16 protein-coding genes and 1 pseudogene are annotated in these 14,078 nt (G+C 54.2%); 3 read left to right on the top strand and 14 right to left on the bottom strand.

All coding sequences use genetic code 11. The annotated features are described in order from the left end of the window. Positions 1–109: 109 nt before the first annotated feature. From Q3V30_RS22750 to Q3V30_RS08320, 3 genes and pseudogenes are all read left to right on the top strand, one after another. Positions 110–646: pseudogene (locus Q3V30_RS22750) on the top strand (type IV secretion protein Rhs). A gap of 5 nt (positions 647–651) precedes the next feature. After that, positions 652–1,014, top strand: a complete 363-nt coding sequence (locus Q3V30_RS08325) for a hypothetical protein (protein ID WP_306212214.1) — start codon at positions 652–654, stop codon at positions 1,012–1,014. Positions 1,015–1,016: 2 nt separating this feature from the next. Next, a complete protein-coding gene (locus Q3V30_RS08320; RefSeq protein ID WP_306212211.1) occupies positions 1,017–1,553 on the top strand; it encodes an Hcp family type VI secretion system effector in 537 nt (178 codons plus the stop codon). A 92-nt stretch (positions 1,554–1,645) separates the two neighbouring features. On the opposite strand, the gene Q3V30_RS08315 is transcribed toward Q3V30_RS08320, so the two are convergent. The 14 genes from Q3V30_RS08315 to pabC all read right to left on the bottom strand — a co-directional run bounded on the left by Q3V30_RS08315 (position 1,646) and on the right by pabC (position 13,986). Beyond that, positions 1,646–2,185: a glycine zipper 2TM domain-containing protein gene (locus Q3V30_RS08315; protein ID WP_306212209.1), complete on the bottom strand. Its 540-nt coding sequence runs from the start codon at positions 2,183–2,185 to the stop codon at positions 1,646–1,648. 298 nt (positions 2,186–2,483) lie between these two features. After that, complete coding sequence (locus tag Q3V30_RS08310; protein ID WP_306212207.1) at positions 2,484–3,788, bottom strand: NAD(P)/FAD-dependent oxidoreductase; 1,305 nt, start codon at positions 3,786–3,788, stop codon at positions 2,484–2,486. 220 nt (positions 3,789–4,008) lie between these two features. Beyond that, positions 4,009–4,551: an alpha/beta hydrolase YcfP gene (ycfP, locus tag Q3V30_RS08305; protein ID WP_306212205.1), complete on the bottom strand. Its 543-nt coding sequence runs from the start codon at positions 4,549–4,551 to the stop codon at positions 4,009–4,011. A gap of 21 nt (positions 4,552–4,572) precedes the next feature. Then, on the bottom strand, positions 4,573–5,583 hold the full coding sequence (gene nagZ / locus Q3V30_RS08300) for a beta-N-acetylhexosaminidase (protein ID WP_306212203.1): 1,011 nt from the start codon (positions 5,581–5,583) through the stop codon (positions 4,573–4,575). A gap of 22 nt (positions 5,584–5,605) precedes the next feature. Beyond that, complete coding sequence (locus tag Q3V30_RS08295) at positions 5,606–6,529, bottom strand: phosphotransferase (protein ID WP_306212202.1); 924 nt, start codon at positions 6,527–6,529, stop codon at positions 5,606–5,608. Beyond that, complete coding sequence (lpoB, locus tag Q3V30_RS08290; protein ID WP_428979255.1) at positions 6,513–7,073, bottom strand: penicillin-binding protein activator LpoB; 561 nt, start codon at positions 7,071–7,073, stop codon at positions 6,513–6,515. The genes Q3V30_RS08295 and lpoB overlap by 17 nt, the downstream gene beginning before the upstream one ends. 44 nt (positions 7,074–7,117) lie before the next feature. Next, positions 7,118–7,486 carry a YcfL family putative periplasmic lipoprotein gene (locus Q3V30_RS08285; RefSeq protein WP_306212199.1) on the bottom strand — a complete coding sequence of 123 codons (369 nt, stop codon included), beginning with the start codon at positions 7,484–7,486 and terminating at the stop codon, positions 7,118–7,120. Positions 7,487–7,514: 28 nt separating this feature from the next. After that, the gene (gene hinT / locus Q3V30_RS08280; RefSeq protein ID WP_306212197.1) at positions 7,515–7,865 is read right to left on the bottom strand and encodes a purine nucleoside phosphoramidase; all 351 of its coding nucleotides are present in this window, start codon (positions 7,863–7,865) and stop codon (positions 7,515–7,517) included. Between the two features lie 169 nt (positions 7,866–8,034). Beyond that, on the bottom strand, positions 8,035–9,468 hold the full coding sequence (gene ptsG / locus Q3V30_RS08275; protein WP_306212195.1) for a PTS glucose transporter subunit IIBC: 1,434 nt from the start codon (positions 9,466–9,468) through the stop codon (positions 8,035–8,037). A gap of 258 nt (positions 9,469–9,726) precedes the next feature. After that, entirely contained in the window at positions 9,727–10,521 is a 795-nt protein-coding gene (locus tag Q3V30_RS08270) for a metal-dependent hydrolase (protein WP_306212193.1), read from the bottom strand. 18 nt (positions 10,522–10,539) lie between these two features. Next, on the bottom strand, positions 10,540–11,535 hold the full coding sequence (gene holB / locus Q3V30_RS08265; protein ID WP_306212191.1) for a DNA polymerase III subunit delta': 996 nt from the start codon (positions 11,533–11,535) through the stop codon (positions 10,540–10,542). Further along, a complete protein-coding gene (gene tmk, locus Q3V30_RS08260; RefSeq protein WP_306212190.1) occupies positions 11,532–12,164 on the bottom strand; it encodes a dTMP kinase in 633 nt (210 codons plus the stop codon). The genes holB and tmk overlap by 4 nt, the downstream gene beginning before the upstream one ends. After that, the gene (gene yceG / locus Q3V30_RS08255) at positions 12,154–13,173 is read right to left on the bottom strand and encodes a cell division protein YceG (protein ID WP_306212188.1); all 1,020 of its coding nucleotides are present in this window, start codon (positions 13,171–13,173) and stop codon (positions 12,154–12,156) included. Before yceG ends, tmk begins: the two co-directional genes overlap by 11 nt. A gap of 12 nt (positions 13,174–13,185) precedes the next feature. Further along, a complete protein-coding gene (pabC, locus tag Q3V30_RS08250) occupies positions 13,186–13,986 on the bottom strand; it encodes an aminodeoxychorismate lyase (RefSeq protein WP_306212185.1) in 801 nt (266 codons plus the stop codon). Positions 13,987–14,078 lie beyond the last annotated feature (92 nt).

Below are 14,078 nucleotides of genomic sequence, written 5' to 3'. Positions count from 1 at the left end.
TCATCACCCTCTGATATCTCACCAGGCTATACGTCAGCAGGTTACAAAGAGACCTTCAACCTTTGTATAAAAGTTGTACAATGCAGCTTTCGTTCAGAAGGAGTTGCGTATGGTAACAGTATTTAACCCGATAAAAATAGGCGGAGTAAGGCGTTTAACCTTGGGTGAGGTTCATCTTGCAACAGCAGTCTATGGATTCAGCATCCGATATAATGAAGTCTGGATACATAGAAAAAGTTATCTCCCATTTAATCTACAAGCCGAAAATTACGCTATGACCCCTAATGGGGAGTTATATTTTCAGGAAGGCACTTATAAAGACGACTTCTCAATGGCTCTGATTGACTCACAACATTTATTTTTACACGAGATGATGCATGTATACCAACATCAACGAGGTATGTGGGTAAGAACCAGAGGTGCATTTTCATGAGCTGTAGATTATCAATATACCTTAGATGGGGATAACCTTTCAGATTACCCGATGGAACAGCAAGCTTGTATCGTATCAGATTATTGGTTATTAATTCATTATGACTTTTATGGGCATAATAATCTTTATCGTCTAAAAAATTACAATCCATCAGAGCCTGTACAGAAGCTTATGGTTAAATATCAGAGAATATTAAGAGGCTTTCCATCGTGAGAAGATTGGCATTTGCTGTAGTTATTGGTCTTGTTCTTCCTGCATGTCAGAGTGATGCTGATAGATTGGTATTTACTGAGACAGGCACAGTATTTACTAATGGTGATTCTCTTTGTATTGGTAAGTCAGGTGAAGCTGACGCATTGAACTACTACTATCTTGAGGAGATAGTGCAGGGGGTAAATAAGCCATTACTTAACTCAGGGGATGTAATGTTGAACCTTTCATATCCTGATACTTGCTTCAAAATAAAACTTAAGCCCGGAAGCAAATACGGGGTTTTATATATAATGAATGACATTAAATATCGATATGAGTTTGATGTGAATGAAAATGGAAGAATAGCCAAAACTGAAAAAAGGAGTTAAAGATGTCATTGCCCGCATATCTATTTCTGTATGATGAAAATGGGATGCTAATTAGCAATACGAATAATGGAACTGGTGGGATTGTTAGTGAGTTATTAGAAGATCGCCGGAGTGGTATTGAAATTATGAGTAGCCAGCATGGTATATATCAACCTGCTGATGGTGCAACGGGACGCTTGAGTGGTACTCGTCAACATCACTCCTACATATTACATAAACAGTTAGATAGAAACTCTCCAATGCTTAATGATGCTGTTTGTACCGGAAAAGTATTCCAGCAGGCAGTTATAAAATACTATGAAACATCGGAGGCTGGGGTTGAAACTGAGGTTTATCGGGTAACAATGGGAAGGGTTGTTATTACTTCAACAGACTTCTCCCATGCATATGTGCAAGGCTCTCGTTCACCTAATATGCTTGAGGTTATTGGTCTGAGATACAATAGTATCGAGTGGTTCTATATTCCGGGAGTCATCAAATATGATGATGCCTGGCGGAGGGAACCGAAAAAGGAAGAGAAACCAAAAGAGTATAAATAAGTGAGGGTCTGTACAGCTAATGCCGGACACTGAAGGTGACCGGCATTGTTTTGCACGAATGCCGATCTGACAGCATTCACTCACGGCGTGGTTCAGGCACGGTTGTTCAACACCAGCTGGCCGTTGCTGTCTAACGGGATACGCGTGCCGGGATCGTTATCCATACGGATTTTGCCCTGCTCGTTACCAATTTTATAAGTAACGTCGTAGCCCATCATCTTTTCCTGCTTGTCATACACCGTTTTGCAGCGCTGCTCAGTCGTGGTGTAGGTATCGCGATCCTGCAAGGCGCCCTGCACCTGGTTGCCGCCGTAACCGCCCGCTACGGCGCCCGCCACCGTTGCCACATCGCGGCCACGACCGCCGCCAAACTGATGACCCAGCACGCCACCAGCCACTGCACCCAGTACCGAGCCAGCAATACGATGTTCATCCTGTACGGCACGGCGGTGCGTCAACGTCACATTGCGACATTCCTTACGCGGGTTTTTAGTGGTTTCTTTAATAGGCGTTGCCGAAAGGACCTGCGCATACTGCGGGCTATGATCAAAGACATTCATGCCAGCAACAGCAGCCACACCCAGGGCTGACGCCACGCCAATTCCAATACCCGCCAACATTGATTTATTCACAGGACATCCTCCTGAAACTGTTACCGCGCATTTTTGCCTCCTGCCTGCTCCCTGGCAGAGACAGTTACCCGACGTGCGCGACGCGCCGTGTAGTCTTGAAATGAATTTTGCGCATCAGGACCAATTGTGACAATAAGAAAACAGGACGAAATGAGGTCCACTTACCATAAGAGAAAGCTTTTAAGAGTGTTCCGAACGGCGGCTGAGGAAGGTTTATAAGAAGAAAGGCTTATAGTAACGGCGTTACTATAAGCCCCGGACTGACTTACTGAGTGGTACTACCTGGCAAAAACTGTAATCAGTGCAGTTTCAGGCGCGGGCGGATCACCCGGTTAATACTGCCTACCAGCATCATCAGGCCAGTTTTGAAGTAGCCATGCAGGGCGACCTGGTGCATACGGTAGAGAGAGATATAGACGAAACGGGCGATGCGCCCTTCCACCATCATTGAGCCACGCATCAGGTTTCCCATCAGGCTGCCGACCGTACTGAAACGGGAGAGCGACACCAGCGAACCGTGATCTTTATAGACATAGTTCTTCAGCTCTTTGCCTTTCATCTGCGCCAGGATGTTATCCAGCACCAGCGAGGCCATCTGGTGAGCCGACTGCGCCCGTGGCGGCACAAAACCGCCTGATGGCAATGCACAGGAAGCACAGTCGCCAATGGCATAAATATTCTCATCCAGCGTAGTCTGCAGCGTCGGCTTCACTACCAGCTGATTGATGCGGTTGGTTTCCAGACCGCCAATCTCTTTCATAAAGTCCGGCGCTTTAATTCCGGCAGCCCAGACCATTAAATCCGCTTCGATAAATTCGCCAGATTTCGTGTTCAGGCCATGCTTCTCCGCGCTGGTGACCATGGTCTGCGTCAGCACATTCACGCCCAGCTTGGTGAGCTCCTGATGAGCGGCAGTAGAAATACGCGGCGGCAGCGCAGGCAAAATGCGCTCGCCCGCTTCCACCAGCGTGACGTTCAGCGCCTGGTTATCCAGTCCTTTGTAGCCATAGCTGTGCAGCTGTTTCACCGCATTGTGCAGTTCGGCAGAAAGCTCCACGCCCGTCGCACCGCCACCCACAATGGCAATGTTCACTTTTTCCTGCGCCCCTTCACTGGAAGAGAATTTCAGGAACAGGTTCAGCATTTCGTTATGGAAACGGCGCGCCTGATGCGGGTTGTCGAGGAAAATAGCGTGGTCCTTAACGCCCGGCGTACCGAAGTCGTTGGAGGTACTGCCCAGCGCCATCACCAGCGTGTCATAAGCGAGTTCACGCTCCGGTACCAGCAATTCGCCCTGGGCATCGCAAATTTCAGACAGGTGCAGGCGCTTGCTCTCACGATCAATCGTGGTCAGCGTGCCGAGCTGGAACTGGAAATGATGATTACGGGCGTGCGCCAGGTAGCTCAGTCCGTCAATGCCTTCATCCAGCGAGCCGGTGGCCACTTCATGAAGCAGCGGCTTCCACAGGTGGCTGTGATTACGGTCCACCAGGATAATTTCCGCCTTTTTCTTACGCCCCAGTTTGTGACCCAGCTGAGTGGCAAGCTCCAGCCCACCGGCCCCCCCGCCGACAATAACAATCTTCTTGAGTGGTGTAGTCAAATGACCCCCTTAAAAATGTGAACCAATCGTTAACCAAAGGTTAAATTAATATCCTTAGTTAACATAGGGTTGGCGAGTTTATTCGCTATCTGAAGGCAGGATAACACGGGCGCGAAGAGGAGGTCTCTTAAAATTGATTCAGGTCAATTTTTAGCAGAGAAACTCAGATTAATACGAAGCAAAGTTCGGGGCCATAATGGAATCACGGCCCCGGAAAGGATCAACCAAGGGTTTTAAACGCCTTGATCCGTTGCAAATGGGGGGCGATGTTTTTGAATTTGTGGCTCTGCACCTCATCCCAGATAATCTCATAGAAATTATGCAGTTCTGCTGCTGAGCGCTGGCTGTCGAGCGCTTCATCGCTACGTGAAAGGATCACCAGGCAGCGGTCGCGGTTCTTTTCACGGAAATTGCTGACGCATTTGGTGGCGATGTCGACGTACTCTTCCGGGCGGTTAATTTTCCCTGCCATGTTCTCCTGCGGCCAGAGGTTCGGATTAACAATCACCTGGCGGATATCGCTCAGAAAACCGATTCGCTCTGCCCAAAAACCGCCCAGTCCCACGCCGCAGATCAGCGGCCGCTCATCGTCGCCGCTGCGCAGAATTTTATCGGTCTCATTTAACAAATACTGCATGTCATGTTTAGGATGCAGCGTGCTGTAACTGAGTAAACGAACGTCGGGGTCTATAAACTGCAGCTGGAGAACTTTTTCATGGTTCCCCGGGCTGGTGGAATCAAAGCCGTGAAGATAGATGATCATCGCGTTCCTCCTGAATTATCGTCAGCGGTTTTTGTGCTCCAGCCAGCGCGTTTGCAGCGTGGAGAGCGCCTGACTGGCCTCTTTCCAGCGAGGCGAAGCCAGCAGTTGCTGACGCGTAAATGTTCCCCGATGATACAACCTGCTGACGCGCTCAGCATTGATCGGTGACAGATTATCCAGCACGCTGACAGCCCCCTGGCGATTATTGCACACCAGAATCATGTCGCAGCCCGCATCCAGGGAAGCCTGGGCACGTTCAGCATAGCTGCCCATAATCGCCGCACCCTCCATCGACAGGTCGTCTGAGAAGATCACGCCGTCGTAACCCAGCTCGCCACGCAGCACCGTTTGCAGCCAGTGTGATGAGCCGCTGGCCGGACGCGGATCGATCTGAGTATAGATAACATGCGCGGGCATAATGGCATCCAGCGCCTGTTCTTCTATCAGCTGTTTGAAGATCTGCATATCATGCTGGCGGATCTCCTGTTCGCTGCGGTCATCACGTGGCGTCTCTTTATGGGAATCTGCACTCACCGCACCGTGGCCGGGAAAATGTTTACCGGTCGTTTTCATGCCCGCGCTGTGCATGCCGCGAATAAACTGCCGTGCCATATTGAGGGCAATAACCGGATCTTCGTGGAAGCTGCGTTCACCAATCGCCGCGCTGCCGTGGCCAATATCCAATACCGGCGCAAAGCTGATGTCGATATCGAGCGCTATCATTTCAGACGCCATCAGCCAGCCCGCTTCCTGCGCCAGCTCAAGCGCTTTCTCTTCACTGTTCAGCCCGGCAAAAGCCTGCATGGCAGGAAGGCGGGTAAATCCCTCGCGGAAGCGCTGAACGCGTCCCCCTTCCTGATCGACGGCCACCACCAGCCGATGGCGGGAAGCGACGCGTATCTGGCGAACCAGTTCAGCAAGCTGCTGCGGATCATGATAATTGCGGCTGAACAGGATCAGCCCCCCTACCAGCGGATGCTGTAAAATTTCACGCTCTTCTGCATCCAGCTCGTAGCCGAGCACGTCTAACATTACCGGTCCCACACTTCACCTCTTACTCTGATAACAGCCGCTGCCAGGCCTGTGCTGCCAGCGTGAAAAACGTCTCTTCCTGCGTCTGTTGCCAGCGCAGTTCATACCAGCTTGCCATCAACAGCATCAGCCACGGCTGCCAGCGTTGCATCTGGCGGGCCAGCACCGCAGGATTGAGCTGCTGCGCGGCGGCATAGGCAGCCGTCAGCTGAGCCTGCTGCTGCCCATTCAAGCCGTTACCTGCAACGATGGCCGCCAGCTCCAGCGCCACGTCGCCATCACTGGCATATTCCCAGTCGATCAGCCGCAGCGGCTGGCTAACGGTGATAATGCCTGCATCACCTTCCGACAGCATTTCGTCGCCCTTACTGGCCGTTTCCCGCCCTTTCAGCGGCTGGCTACTAATAAGATTGCCCGCATGGATATCCATATGCAGCAGCGCCAGCCGTAAAGGTTTGGGTTCGCCCTGCCGCTGCAAACGCCGCAGCACGCGCAGCCAGCCGCAATGTCGCCTGCCCGGATGGCTTAACAGCCAGTATTGCTCCAGCAGCCGAGGCAGAGAGAGCCGGTAGCCGCTCAGCGGCTGGCTATGCAGGCGGGTCACCAGCGGCACCAGCGCCTCCAGCTGCTGCAGAAACTGATGCGGACTCAGCACCTCACCAGGCTGCCAGCCGAGCAGTAACCACCCTTCAGCAAAACCATAAACCGCTGGCCCCAGCCCACTCCCTGAAAGCTTACGAAGAATATGGTATTCGCGCCGACGATCGACGCCAGGAATCACGTTTACCGGGTGCTGATGGCGTGCCAGCAGCACTTTCTCTCCGATAATAACTTTGCCGGTCTGCCCGGTCAGACCGCTGAGCGGAAAAAAAGAACCGGCGGACTCTGCCGCCGGAAACTGTTGAGTTATGACTCTGCCCAGCGCCGGATCAATGCTGTACGACACCGTTGCCTGACCAGATGATTTCCCCGGTTTGCACCAGCATCAGCTGCATCTGCAGGGCCGGAGATTTCACGTCACCCTGCGCGTTGCTGTAGAGCACGTACTGCGCGCCAACGTAGCGTGCCAGCCCGACAGCTTTGCTGCGCGAGCCCAGGCTGTCTTCGGCAGAGAGGCCAAGTGTCTGTTTAGCGGTGGCAAGTTGCTGCGGCGTGACCAGCGTAAACTGGGTGTTATTCTCCAGTGCTGAGTGCAGCGCAGCGGTAGCTTTAGAGGTCTGCAGGCTGCCGTTGGTGCTGTTCTTCATGCCATCCACCAGCAGCACGCTGCCCGGCGTGACGCCATCAGCCTTCAGCATCTGCGCCACCAGCGGCGTAACGCTGGCGTCCCAGTTTATTGACTGGAATTTGGGCGGCTGAGGCACAGTTTCAACCGGCGGCGGCTGAACCGGCGGCGGCGCGGGCTGAGTCGGCTGAACGGGTTCAACTGGCGCGGGTTGCTGGGGCTGCTGCTGGCTGATACAGCCGCTTAAAATCAGTGCCAGCAGCATCACGCCAGAGAGTTTGGTTATGTTCCTTTCCACGCAATAATCTCCTAAAGATACAGATAGAGCCTGACTTTACTCGCCGTCAGGTTACCCGTTTGCGATGATATTTCAACTTTACCGTCTGCGGCCACGGTGGCCGTTCGCGGACGCTCAAAGGGGGTGATCTCCAGGCCCTTATCATCATACCAGTAGAAGCGATAATGCACCGTCACCGGCGCCACCTGCTGGTTATAGAGTACGGCGGAAGCGCGCTGCTGCCCTTCATGCACCGAGATCACCGGTTCATCGGTAGTGATCCCGGCGGAGAGCACGGAAGACTCCATCACCAGCGACTGGGAGGTATTGATAGTGGTGCGATCGCTGCTGCATCCGCTGAGGAGTGCCAGTAACGTCAAGCCTGTGGCCATTGCCCGCATAGTAGAGTGTGTCCGCATCAGAGAGCGATTAGTTAGCCAGCATCGGCCCGAGAGGGCGGCCGCCAAGCAGATGCAGATGGATGTGATAGACCTCCTGTCCGCCGTGCGAATTGCAGTTCATGATCAGACGGTAGCCATCTTCAGCAATCCCTTCCTCTTTCGCGATTTTTGCCGCGATGGTGATCATCCGGCCCAGCGCCGCTTCATGACCGGGTACGGCGTCATTGGCTGTTGGAATAAGAATATTTGGCACAACCAGAATATGCGTAGGCGCTTTGGGGGAGATATCACGAAATGCTGTTACCAGCTCATCCTGATAGACGATGTCTGCCGGAATTTCGCGGCGGATAATTTTACTGAAAATCGTTTCTTCGACCATGAGCAAATCCCTGAACGATGAGGAGAGTTCACGCAGTATGAGCGAGATATTTGTTTTCTTTCAACCTTCCCGTGATTTTTCTTACGTTAATCGTCTGCCTTTGCACCATTTAGTCCGCACTGGCATAAAAAAAGGGGCGCTTTCGCGCCCCCTCGATGCTCAGGATCTTTTAGCTGTTGCGGATAAAGTCATCCATATCCGTTTTAAGATTATCCGATTTAGTACCAAAAATGGCCTGAACGCCGGAACCGGCAATCACCACGCCCGCTGCGCCCAGTTTTTTCAGGCCCGGCTGATCAACTTTGGTCACATCCGCCACGCTGACGCGCAGTCGGGTGATGCAGGCATCCAGATTGGTGATGTTCTCTTTACCGCCAAACGCCGCCACCAGGTTACCCGCCATCTCATTAGCTGTGCCGACGGTCTGCTCGGCAGTTGTCTCTTCACGGCCCGGGGTTTTCAGGTTGAATTTAGTGATGACCAGACGGAACACCGTGTAGTAGATCAGCCCGTAAATGACGCCGACCACCGGGAACAGCCAGATGTTGCTGCTGTTGCCGCTCAGCACCACAAAGTCGATCAGGCCATGTGAGAAACTGGTGCCGTCACGCATCCCCAACAGGATACAGATTGGGAACGCCAGACCGGCCAGCAGAATGTGGATGCCATAGAGCACCGGCGCCACAAACATAAAAGAGAATTCAATCGGTTCTGTGATACCCGTCAGGAAAGAGGTCAGCGCCGCGGAGATCATGATGCCACCCACTTTAGCGCGGTTTTCAGGCTTAGCGGAGTGCCAGATAGCGATCGCTGCGGCTGGCAGACCGTACATTTTAAACAGGAAGCCACCGGACAATTTGCCTGCGGTTGGATCGCCTGCCATATAACGCGGAATATCGCCGTGGAAGACCTGACCTGCCGCATTAGTAAACTCACCAATCTGCATCTGGAAAGGCACGTTCCAGATATGATGCAGGCCGAATGGCACCAGCGTACGCTCAATCAGACCATACAGGCCAAACGCCACCACCGGGTTCTGATACGCCGCCCACTGGGAGAAATCCTGAATGGCGGTACCAATCGGCGGCCAGACAAAGGAGAGCACCACACCCAGGAAAATAGCGGTAAAGCCAGAGATGATCGGGACAAAGCGCTTCCCGGCAAAGAAGCCCAGATACTCAGGCAGCTTGATGCGGTAAAAACGGTTAAACATCCAGGCTGCAATCGAACCTGCAATGATCCCACCCAGCACGCCGGTATCGGCCAGATGTTTGGCTTCAATCTCTGCGGCTGGCAGATGCAGGACCAGCGGAGCTACCACCGCCATCGTTTTCACCATGATGCCGTAAGCCACGACCGCAGCCAGGGCTGAGACGCCATCATTATTGGTAAAGCCTAACGCTACGCCGATGGCAAAAATCAGCGGCATATTGGCGAAGACCGAGCCGCCCGCTTCTGCCATGACGTGGGAAACCACGGCAGGCAACCAGCTAAAGTTGGCCGAGCCAACGCCTAACAATATCCCGGCTATCGGTAAAACTGATACCGGTAACATCAGCGATTTGCCAACCTTTTGCAGGTTCGCAAAAGCGTTCTTAAACATAATGTGGAGCTCCTGAGTAGGGTGTGTTACGCGTTTTAACGGGAGGGAGGTTCCCGTTATAAAGTGAGCGTCTGTGCGCGCTCGCTATTTATTACGAAGAGTAAAATAAATCGCTAAATGAATGTTTGATGAGTATCACGTTTCACTTAACCTGGTCCGGTTTGCCTGCTTATCGCGCGGAAAAGCGCCAGTTTAAGGCGATAAAAAACCGCACCATCCAGAGGGCGATGCGGAGAGAGCCGGGCAGGTCTGCGGCTGTTATCGATCGGTAAGTCGTGAAAGCGGGACGTGGAACAGATCCGAGAAATTTTGCGTTGTGGCTTCCGCCATCTGCTCAATAGTGACTCCTTTCACTACCGCCATGTACTCTGCCACGTCGCGCGTGTAGGCAGGCTGGTTTTCTTTGCCACGGTAAGGCACCGGAGCCAGATAAGGGGAATCTGTTTCAACCAGCATCCTGTCCAGCGGCACATAACGCGCAGCTTCGCGAATAGTTTCCGCGTTACGGAAGGTCACAATTCCGGAGAAAGAGATATAGAACCCCATATCCAGCAGCTTTTCCGCGGTTTCACGATCTTCCGTGAAGCAGTGCAGCACGCCGCCGCACCCCTCCACCTTCTCTTCTTTCAGAATGGCCAGCGTATCTTCGCGGGCATCCCGGGTGTGAACAATCACCGGCTTGTTGAGATCGCGCCCGATGCGGATATGTTCCCGAAAGGAGGCCTGCTGCTGCTCGCGGGTTTCAGGCTGATAATGGTAATCCAGCCCGGTTTCCCCCATCGCCACAACGCGTTCGTCAGCGGCAAGCTGGCGCAGTTCAGCAAAGTCATAAGGCTCTGCCTGATTCAGCGGGTGCACACCGCAGGAATAAGCTACGTTGGGACGATCGCCAATCAGCGTGGTCATCGCTTTATAACCGGGCAGCGTGGTGGCAACGGCCAGCATAAACTTGACGTCACGGGCCGCCGCTTTCGCCAGCACATCACTGACATCCTGATGCAGCGTCTCATAATTCAGCCCATCCAGGTGGCAATGCGAATCTACTAAAAACATAAATACTCTCTTTTCAGGCTAGTCAGACCGGCCCACTGCGGGATGGAGCATTTGCTCCCAGCCCAGCAGCTGGTCAGTCAGCAATAATTCACGGTTCACGGCGACCACATTGAGCAAGCGGTCACGGGCAATCATCCACTGCCGCACGCTTTCATCCAGCGCGCTGGCGGGAAGCTGCATCGCCAGCTCAGCAATTAACGCCTGCCGATCGACATTGGCGATGAACTGCCCTCCGCCCTGTTGCCACTTCAGTGCATCAACCAGTAAAGAACAGAGCCAGCCGGTGCGCTGCACGGCATCATCATGGTTCAGCACGGGTAGCAAGCTTAGCATATCTCCCCTGAGCGCCTCAGGCAGTGCCTGACACAACGTCTCTCTGGCGGCCCAGCTTTTCTCACTGGTTAACTCCAGCGCCGCTGCGGGCGCGCCGCCGCTGAGCCGTAAAGCCGTTAGCGCATCCTGCTCAGAGATCGGACGCTGCTTCAGCAGCCATTGCAGGCCCGGTGCTTCCTCTGGCGGCGCCAGATGGAAGGTAAAGCAGCGGCTGCGCAGCGTAGCCAGCAGCTGGGCAGGCTGCTGGCTGTTGAGCAGAAACCAGGTGTTCTTCGGCGGCTCTTCCAGCGTTTTAAGCAGCGCGTTGGCCGCTGCTTCAGTGAGTTGAGCGGCATCAGGGATCCAGACCACCTTTGCCCCGCCCTGCTGCGCATGATGATAGAGCTTCTCCGTCACGCTGCGCACAGCATCGATCCCCAGCGCGCTTTTGCCCTTTTCCGCCTCCAGCCTGTACCAGTCCGGATGGGTGTTGGCCTGCATTAACTGGCAGGCATGACACTCTCCGCAGCTTTTCAGGCCGTCGCGACGCTGGCACATCAGCCAGCGGCTGATCCCCCAGATCAGCGAAGCCTCTCCCATACCGGTCAGTGAGTGCAGCAGCAGCGCGTGATGACCACGCCCCGCCTGATGCTGGCTGATGATTTGCCGGTAAGGCTGGTTCAGCCAGGGATACCAGTTCATGCCTGTTCCCTGAACCAGGCTGACAGAGCCTGGCGAATGGCCGCGGAGACCTGCTCAATTGACTGGGTTGCATCGATGGTTCTGATGCTGGCGTCAGCCGCTGCCAGCGCCTGATAGCGTTCACGGGTGCGGATAAAAAAGTTCAGCGACTCCTGCTCAATACGGTCCAGAGCGCCTCGCGCCCTGGCACGTTGCAGCCCAATCTCAGGCGTCACGTCCAGATAGAGCGTCATATCTGGCGCAAAGTCGCCCAGTACGCTCTGCTTAAGCTGTGCCATCAGCACAGTATCCATGCCACGCCCGCCGCCCTGGTAAGCCTGAGAAGAGAGATCGTGACGATCGCCCACCACCCATGCCCCCCGGGCAAGGGCGGGCTTGATGACATTCTCAACCAGCTGAACCCGCGCCGCGTAGAGCATCAGCAGCTCTGCCCGATCGGTCACCTGCTCGCCCTCAACGCCCTGTTTGATCAGATCGCGCAGTTTTTCCGCCAGCGGCGTGCCGCCGGGCTCACGGGTAAAGAGAATGTCGCTGACGCCCTGCTCGCGCAATGTCTCTACCACAACATCACGGGCCGTGGTTTTCCCTGCGCCTTCAAGGCCTTCAATAACGATAAATTTACTGTCCATTCTTTTCCTTCTCGGCAAGACGCCACGCCTGAACCGCGCGATTATGGCTGGCAAGATTAGTGGTGAACGTATGCCCGCCTTTGCCGTCAGCAACAAAATAGAGAAAATCCGTTTTCAGCGGATGCGCGGCCGCTTCAAGAGAGGCCTTGCCCGGCATCGCAATCGGTCCTGGCGGCATCCCGGCAATGGTGTAGGTATTGTAAGGCGTCGGCGTCTCCAGGTCTTTACGCGTCAGCGAGCCTTTATAGTTCTCACCCATGCCATAAATAACGGTGGGATCGGTTTGCAGACGCATGCCAATACGCAGACGATTGATAAAGACCGAGGCCACTTTGCTGCGCTCCTCACTCACCGCCGTCTCTTTTTCGATAATAGAGGCCATAGTGACTAAATCATTTTTATCTTTATAAGGCAGGCCGTCGATTTTACTCTGCCACTGGGCGTCCACCAGCTTCACCATCCGCTCATGCGCACGCTTAAGCAGCGCCACATCAGTAGTATTCGCGGTATAAGCATAGGTTTCAGGGTAGAACCACCCCTCCACATCCTGCTCAGGCAGATCCATCGCGGCGGCAACCGTTGCCAACTTGTCATCTTTCAGCGTGTGTTTGATATAGGGCGCCGCACGGAGTTCAGCCAGCCACTCCTGCATACGGGTGCCTTCGACAAAACGCACCGGGAACTGCGCCTCTTTACCACTGCTCAGCAGCTCCAGCATCTGGCGTACCGTCATGCCCTGCGAAAAGCGATAGGTGCCAGCCTTGAAGTTAGCCAGCTCCGGCTCCAGTTTCAGCAGCCAGCCAAACCACAGCGTTTGCGGCACAATGTGCTGCTGATTGAGTTCCGCTTCCAGCACCACCCGCCCCGATCCTGCCGGCAGCGTGAAAATCGTCTCTTTATTGATGGTCAGCGTTGAATCAGCAAACTGGCGGATCTGCCAGTAGCTGAACGCCAGGAGGGCCACCACAATGACCACTATCCCGGTTACTACTTTTCTTACAACAGTCATGAAATTTCCCTGTTAATCGTCATGCAGGCGTAGCAGGTTAAAAATAGTGCGCGAGGCATAGTGCCAGCCGTCAATCTGCTTCACCGGCAGTACCGGCATTAGCGCATTGGTGATGAACACCTCTTCTGCCTCTGCCAGAGTTTGCACCGGCAGGATCACTTCCTGCACCGGCATCCCCAACGTATGCAGCCGTTGCATCACCTTTTGCCGCTGGATACCGTTGACGCCACACTGGCTGAGATCGGGCGTAAAAATCTGCTCCCCCCTGCGCCAGAATAAATTTGCCGCACAGCATTCCACCAGGCTGCCGTCACTGTCAAGCACCAGCGCCTCGTCGGCTGCGGTCTGCTCAAGCTCTGTACGGATCAGCACCTGCTCCAACCTGTTAAGATGCTTGATCCCGGCCAGCAGCGGATTTTTCCCCAGCCGCACGCTGCTCAACGCCAGCGTGGCGCCGCTCTGCTGAAGCTGCTGATAGTGGGCCGGGTAGTCCGAGAGAAAAATCATCCGGGTGGGCTGTTCACAGCCCTGAGCGCTGTATCCGCGTCCGCCCGCGCCTCTTGATACCACCGCTTTCAGCACCCCGACCGATCGCGTTGCGGCGGCATGCTGCATTTCAGCAGCCAGCGCATCCCAGTCCAGGTTGCGGATCATTAACCGCTCGCAGCCCCTCTTCAGCCGTGCAAGATGCGCTTGCAGCGAGACAACTTTGCCCTGCAGGATCCTGGCTGTAGTAAAGCAGCCGTCACCAAACTGCACGGCACGATCGCGAGCCGCTACGCTTTCCTGCGGCTTTCCGTTTATCCAGACCATAAGTTCCCCTGAGCAATCGTTTCACAGCGGTAAAGATTACCCCGACGAGGCGGCAGATTCATCTGCTTGTCTGTAGAGAATTGTACCGGGAT

Source organism: Erwinia pyri (genome assembly GCF_030758455.1).
Classification (GTDB): Bacteria; Pseudomonadota; Gammaproteobacteria; order Enterobacterales; family Enterobacteriaceae; genus Erwinia; species Erwinia pyri.
This window is presented reverse-complemented; position numbering and strand designations above follow the sequence as displayed.

Excerpts from the sequence above, each read along its gene's own strand:
- Q3V30_RS08320 (WP_306212211.1), top strand. The coding sequence starts at position 1,017 with ATGTCATTGCCCGCATATCTATTTCTGTATGATGAAAATGGGATGCTA.
- ycfP (WP_306212205.1), bottom strand. The coding sequence starts at position 4,551 with ATGATCATCTATCTTCACGGCTTTGATTCCACCAGCCCGGGGAACCAT.
- hinT (WP_306212197.1), bottom strand. The coding sequence starts at position 7,865 with ATGGTCGAAGAAACGATTTTCAGTAAAATTATCCGCCGCGAAATTCCG.
- ptsG (WP_306212195.1), bottom strand. The coding sequence starts at position 9,468 with ATGTTTAAGAACGCTTTTGCGAACCTGCAAAAGGTTGGCAAATCGCTG.
- Q3V30_RS08270 (WP_306212193.1), bottom strand. The coding sequence starts at position 10,521 with ATGTTTTTAGTAGATTCGCATTGCCACCTGGATGGGCTGAATTATGAG.
- Q3V30_RS08285 (WP_306212199.1), bottom strand. The coding sequence starts at position 7,486 with ATGCGGGCAATGGCCACAGGCTTGACGTTACTGGCACTCCTCAGCGGA.
- tmk (WP_306212190.1), bottom strand. The coding sequence starts at position 12,164 with ATGGACAGTAAATTTATCGTTATTGAAGGCCTTGAAGGCGCAGGGAAA.
- holB (WP_306212191.1), bottom strand. The coding sequence starts at position 11,535 with ATGAACTGGTATCCCTGGCTGAACCAGCCTTACCGGCAAATCATCAGC.
- nagZ (WP_306212203.1), bottom strand. The coding sequence starts at position 5,583 with ATGTTAGACGTGCTCGGCTACGAGCTGGATGCAGAAGAGCGTGAAATT.
- lpoB (WP_428979255.1), bottom strand. The coding sequence starts at position 7,073 with ATGCTGCTGGCACTGATTTTAAGCGGCTGTATCAGCCAGCAGCAGCCC.
- yceG (WP_306212188.1), bottom strand. The coding sequence starts at position 13,173 with ATGACTGTTGTAAGAAAAGTAGTAACCGGGATAGTGGTCATTGTGGTG.
- pabC (WP_306212185.1), bottom strand. The coding sequence starts at position 13,986 with ATGGTCTGGATAAACGGAAAGCCGCAGGAAAGCGTAGCGGCTCGCGAT.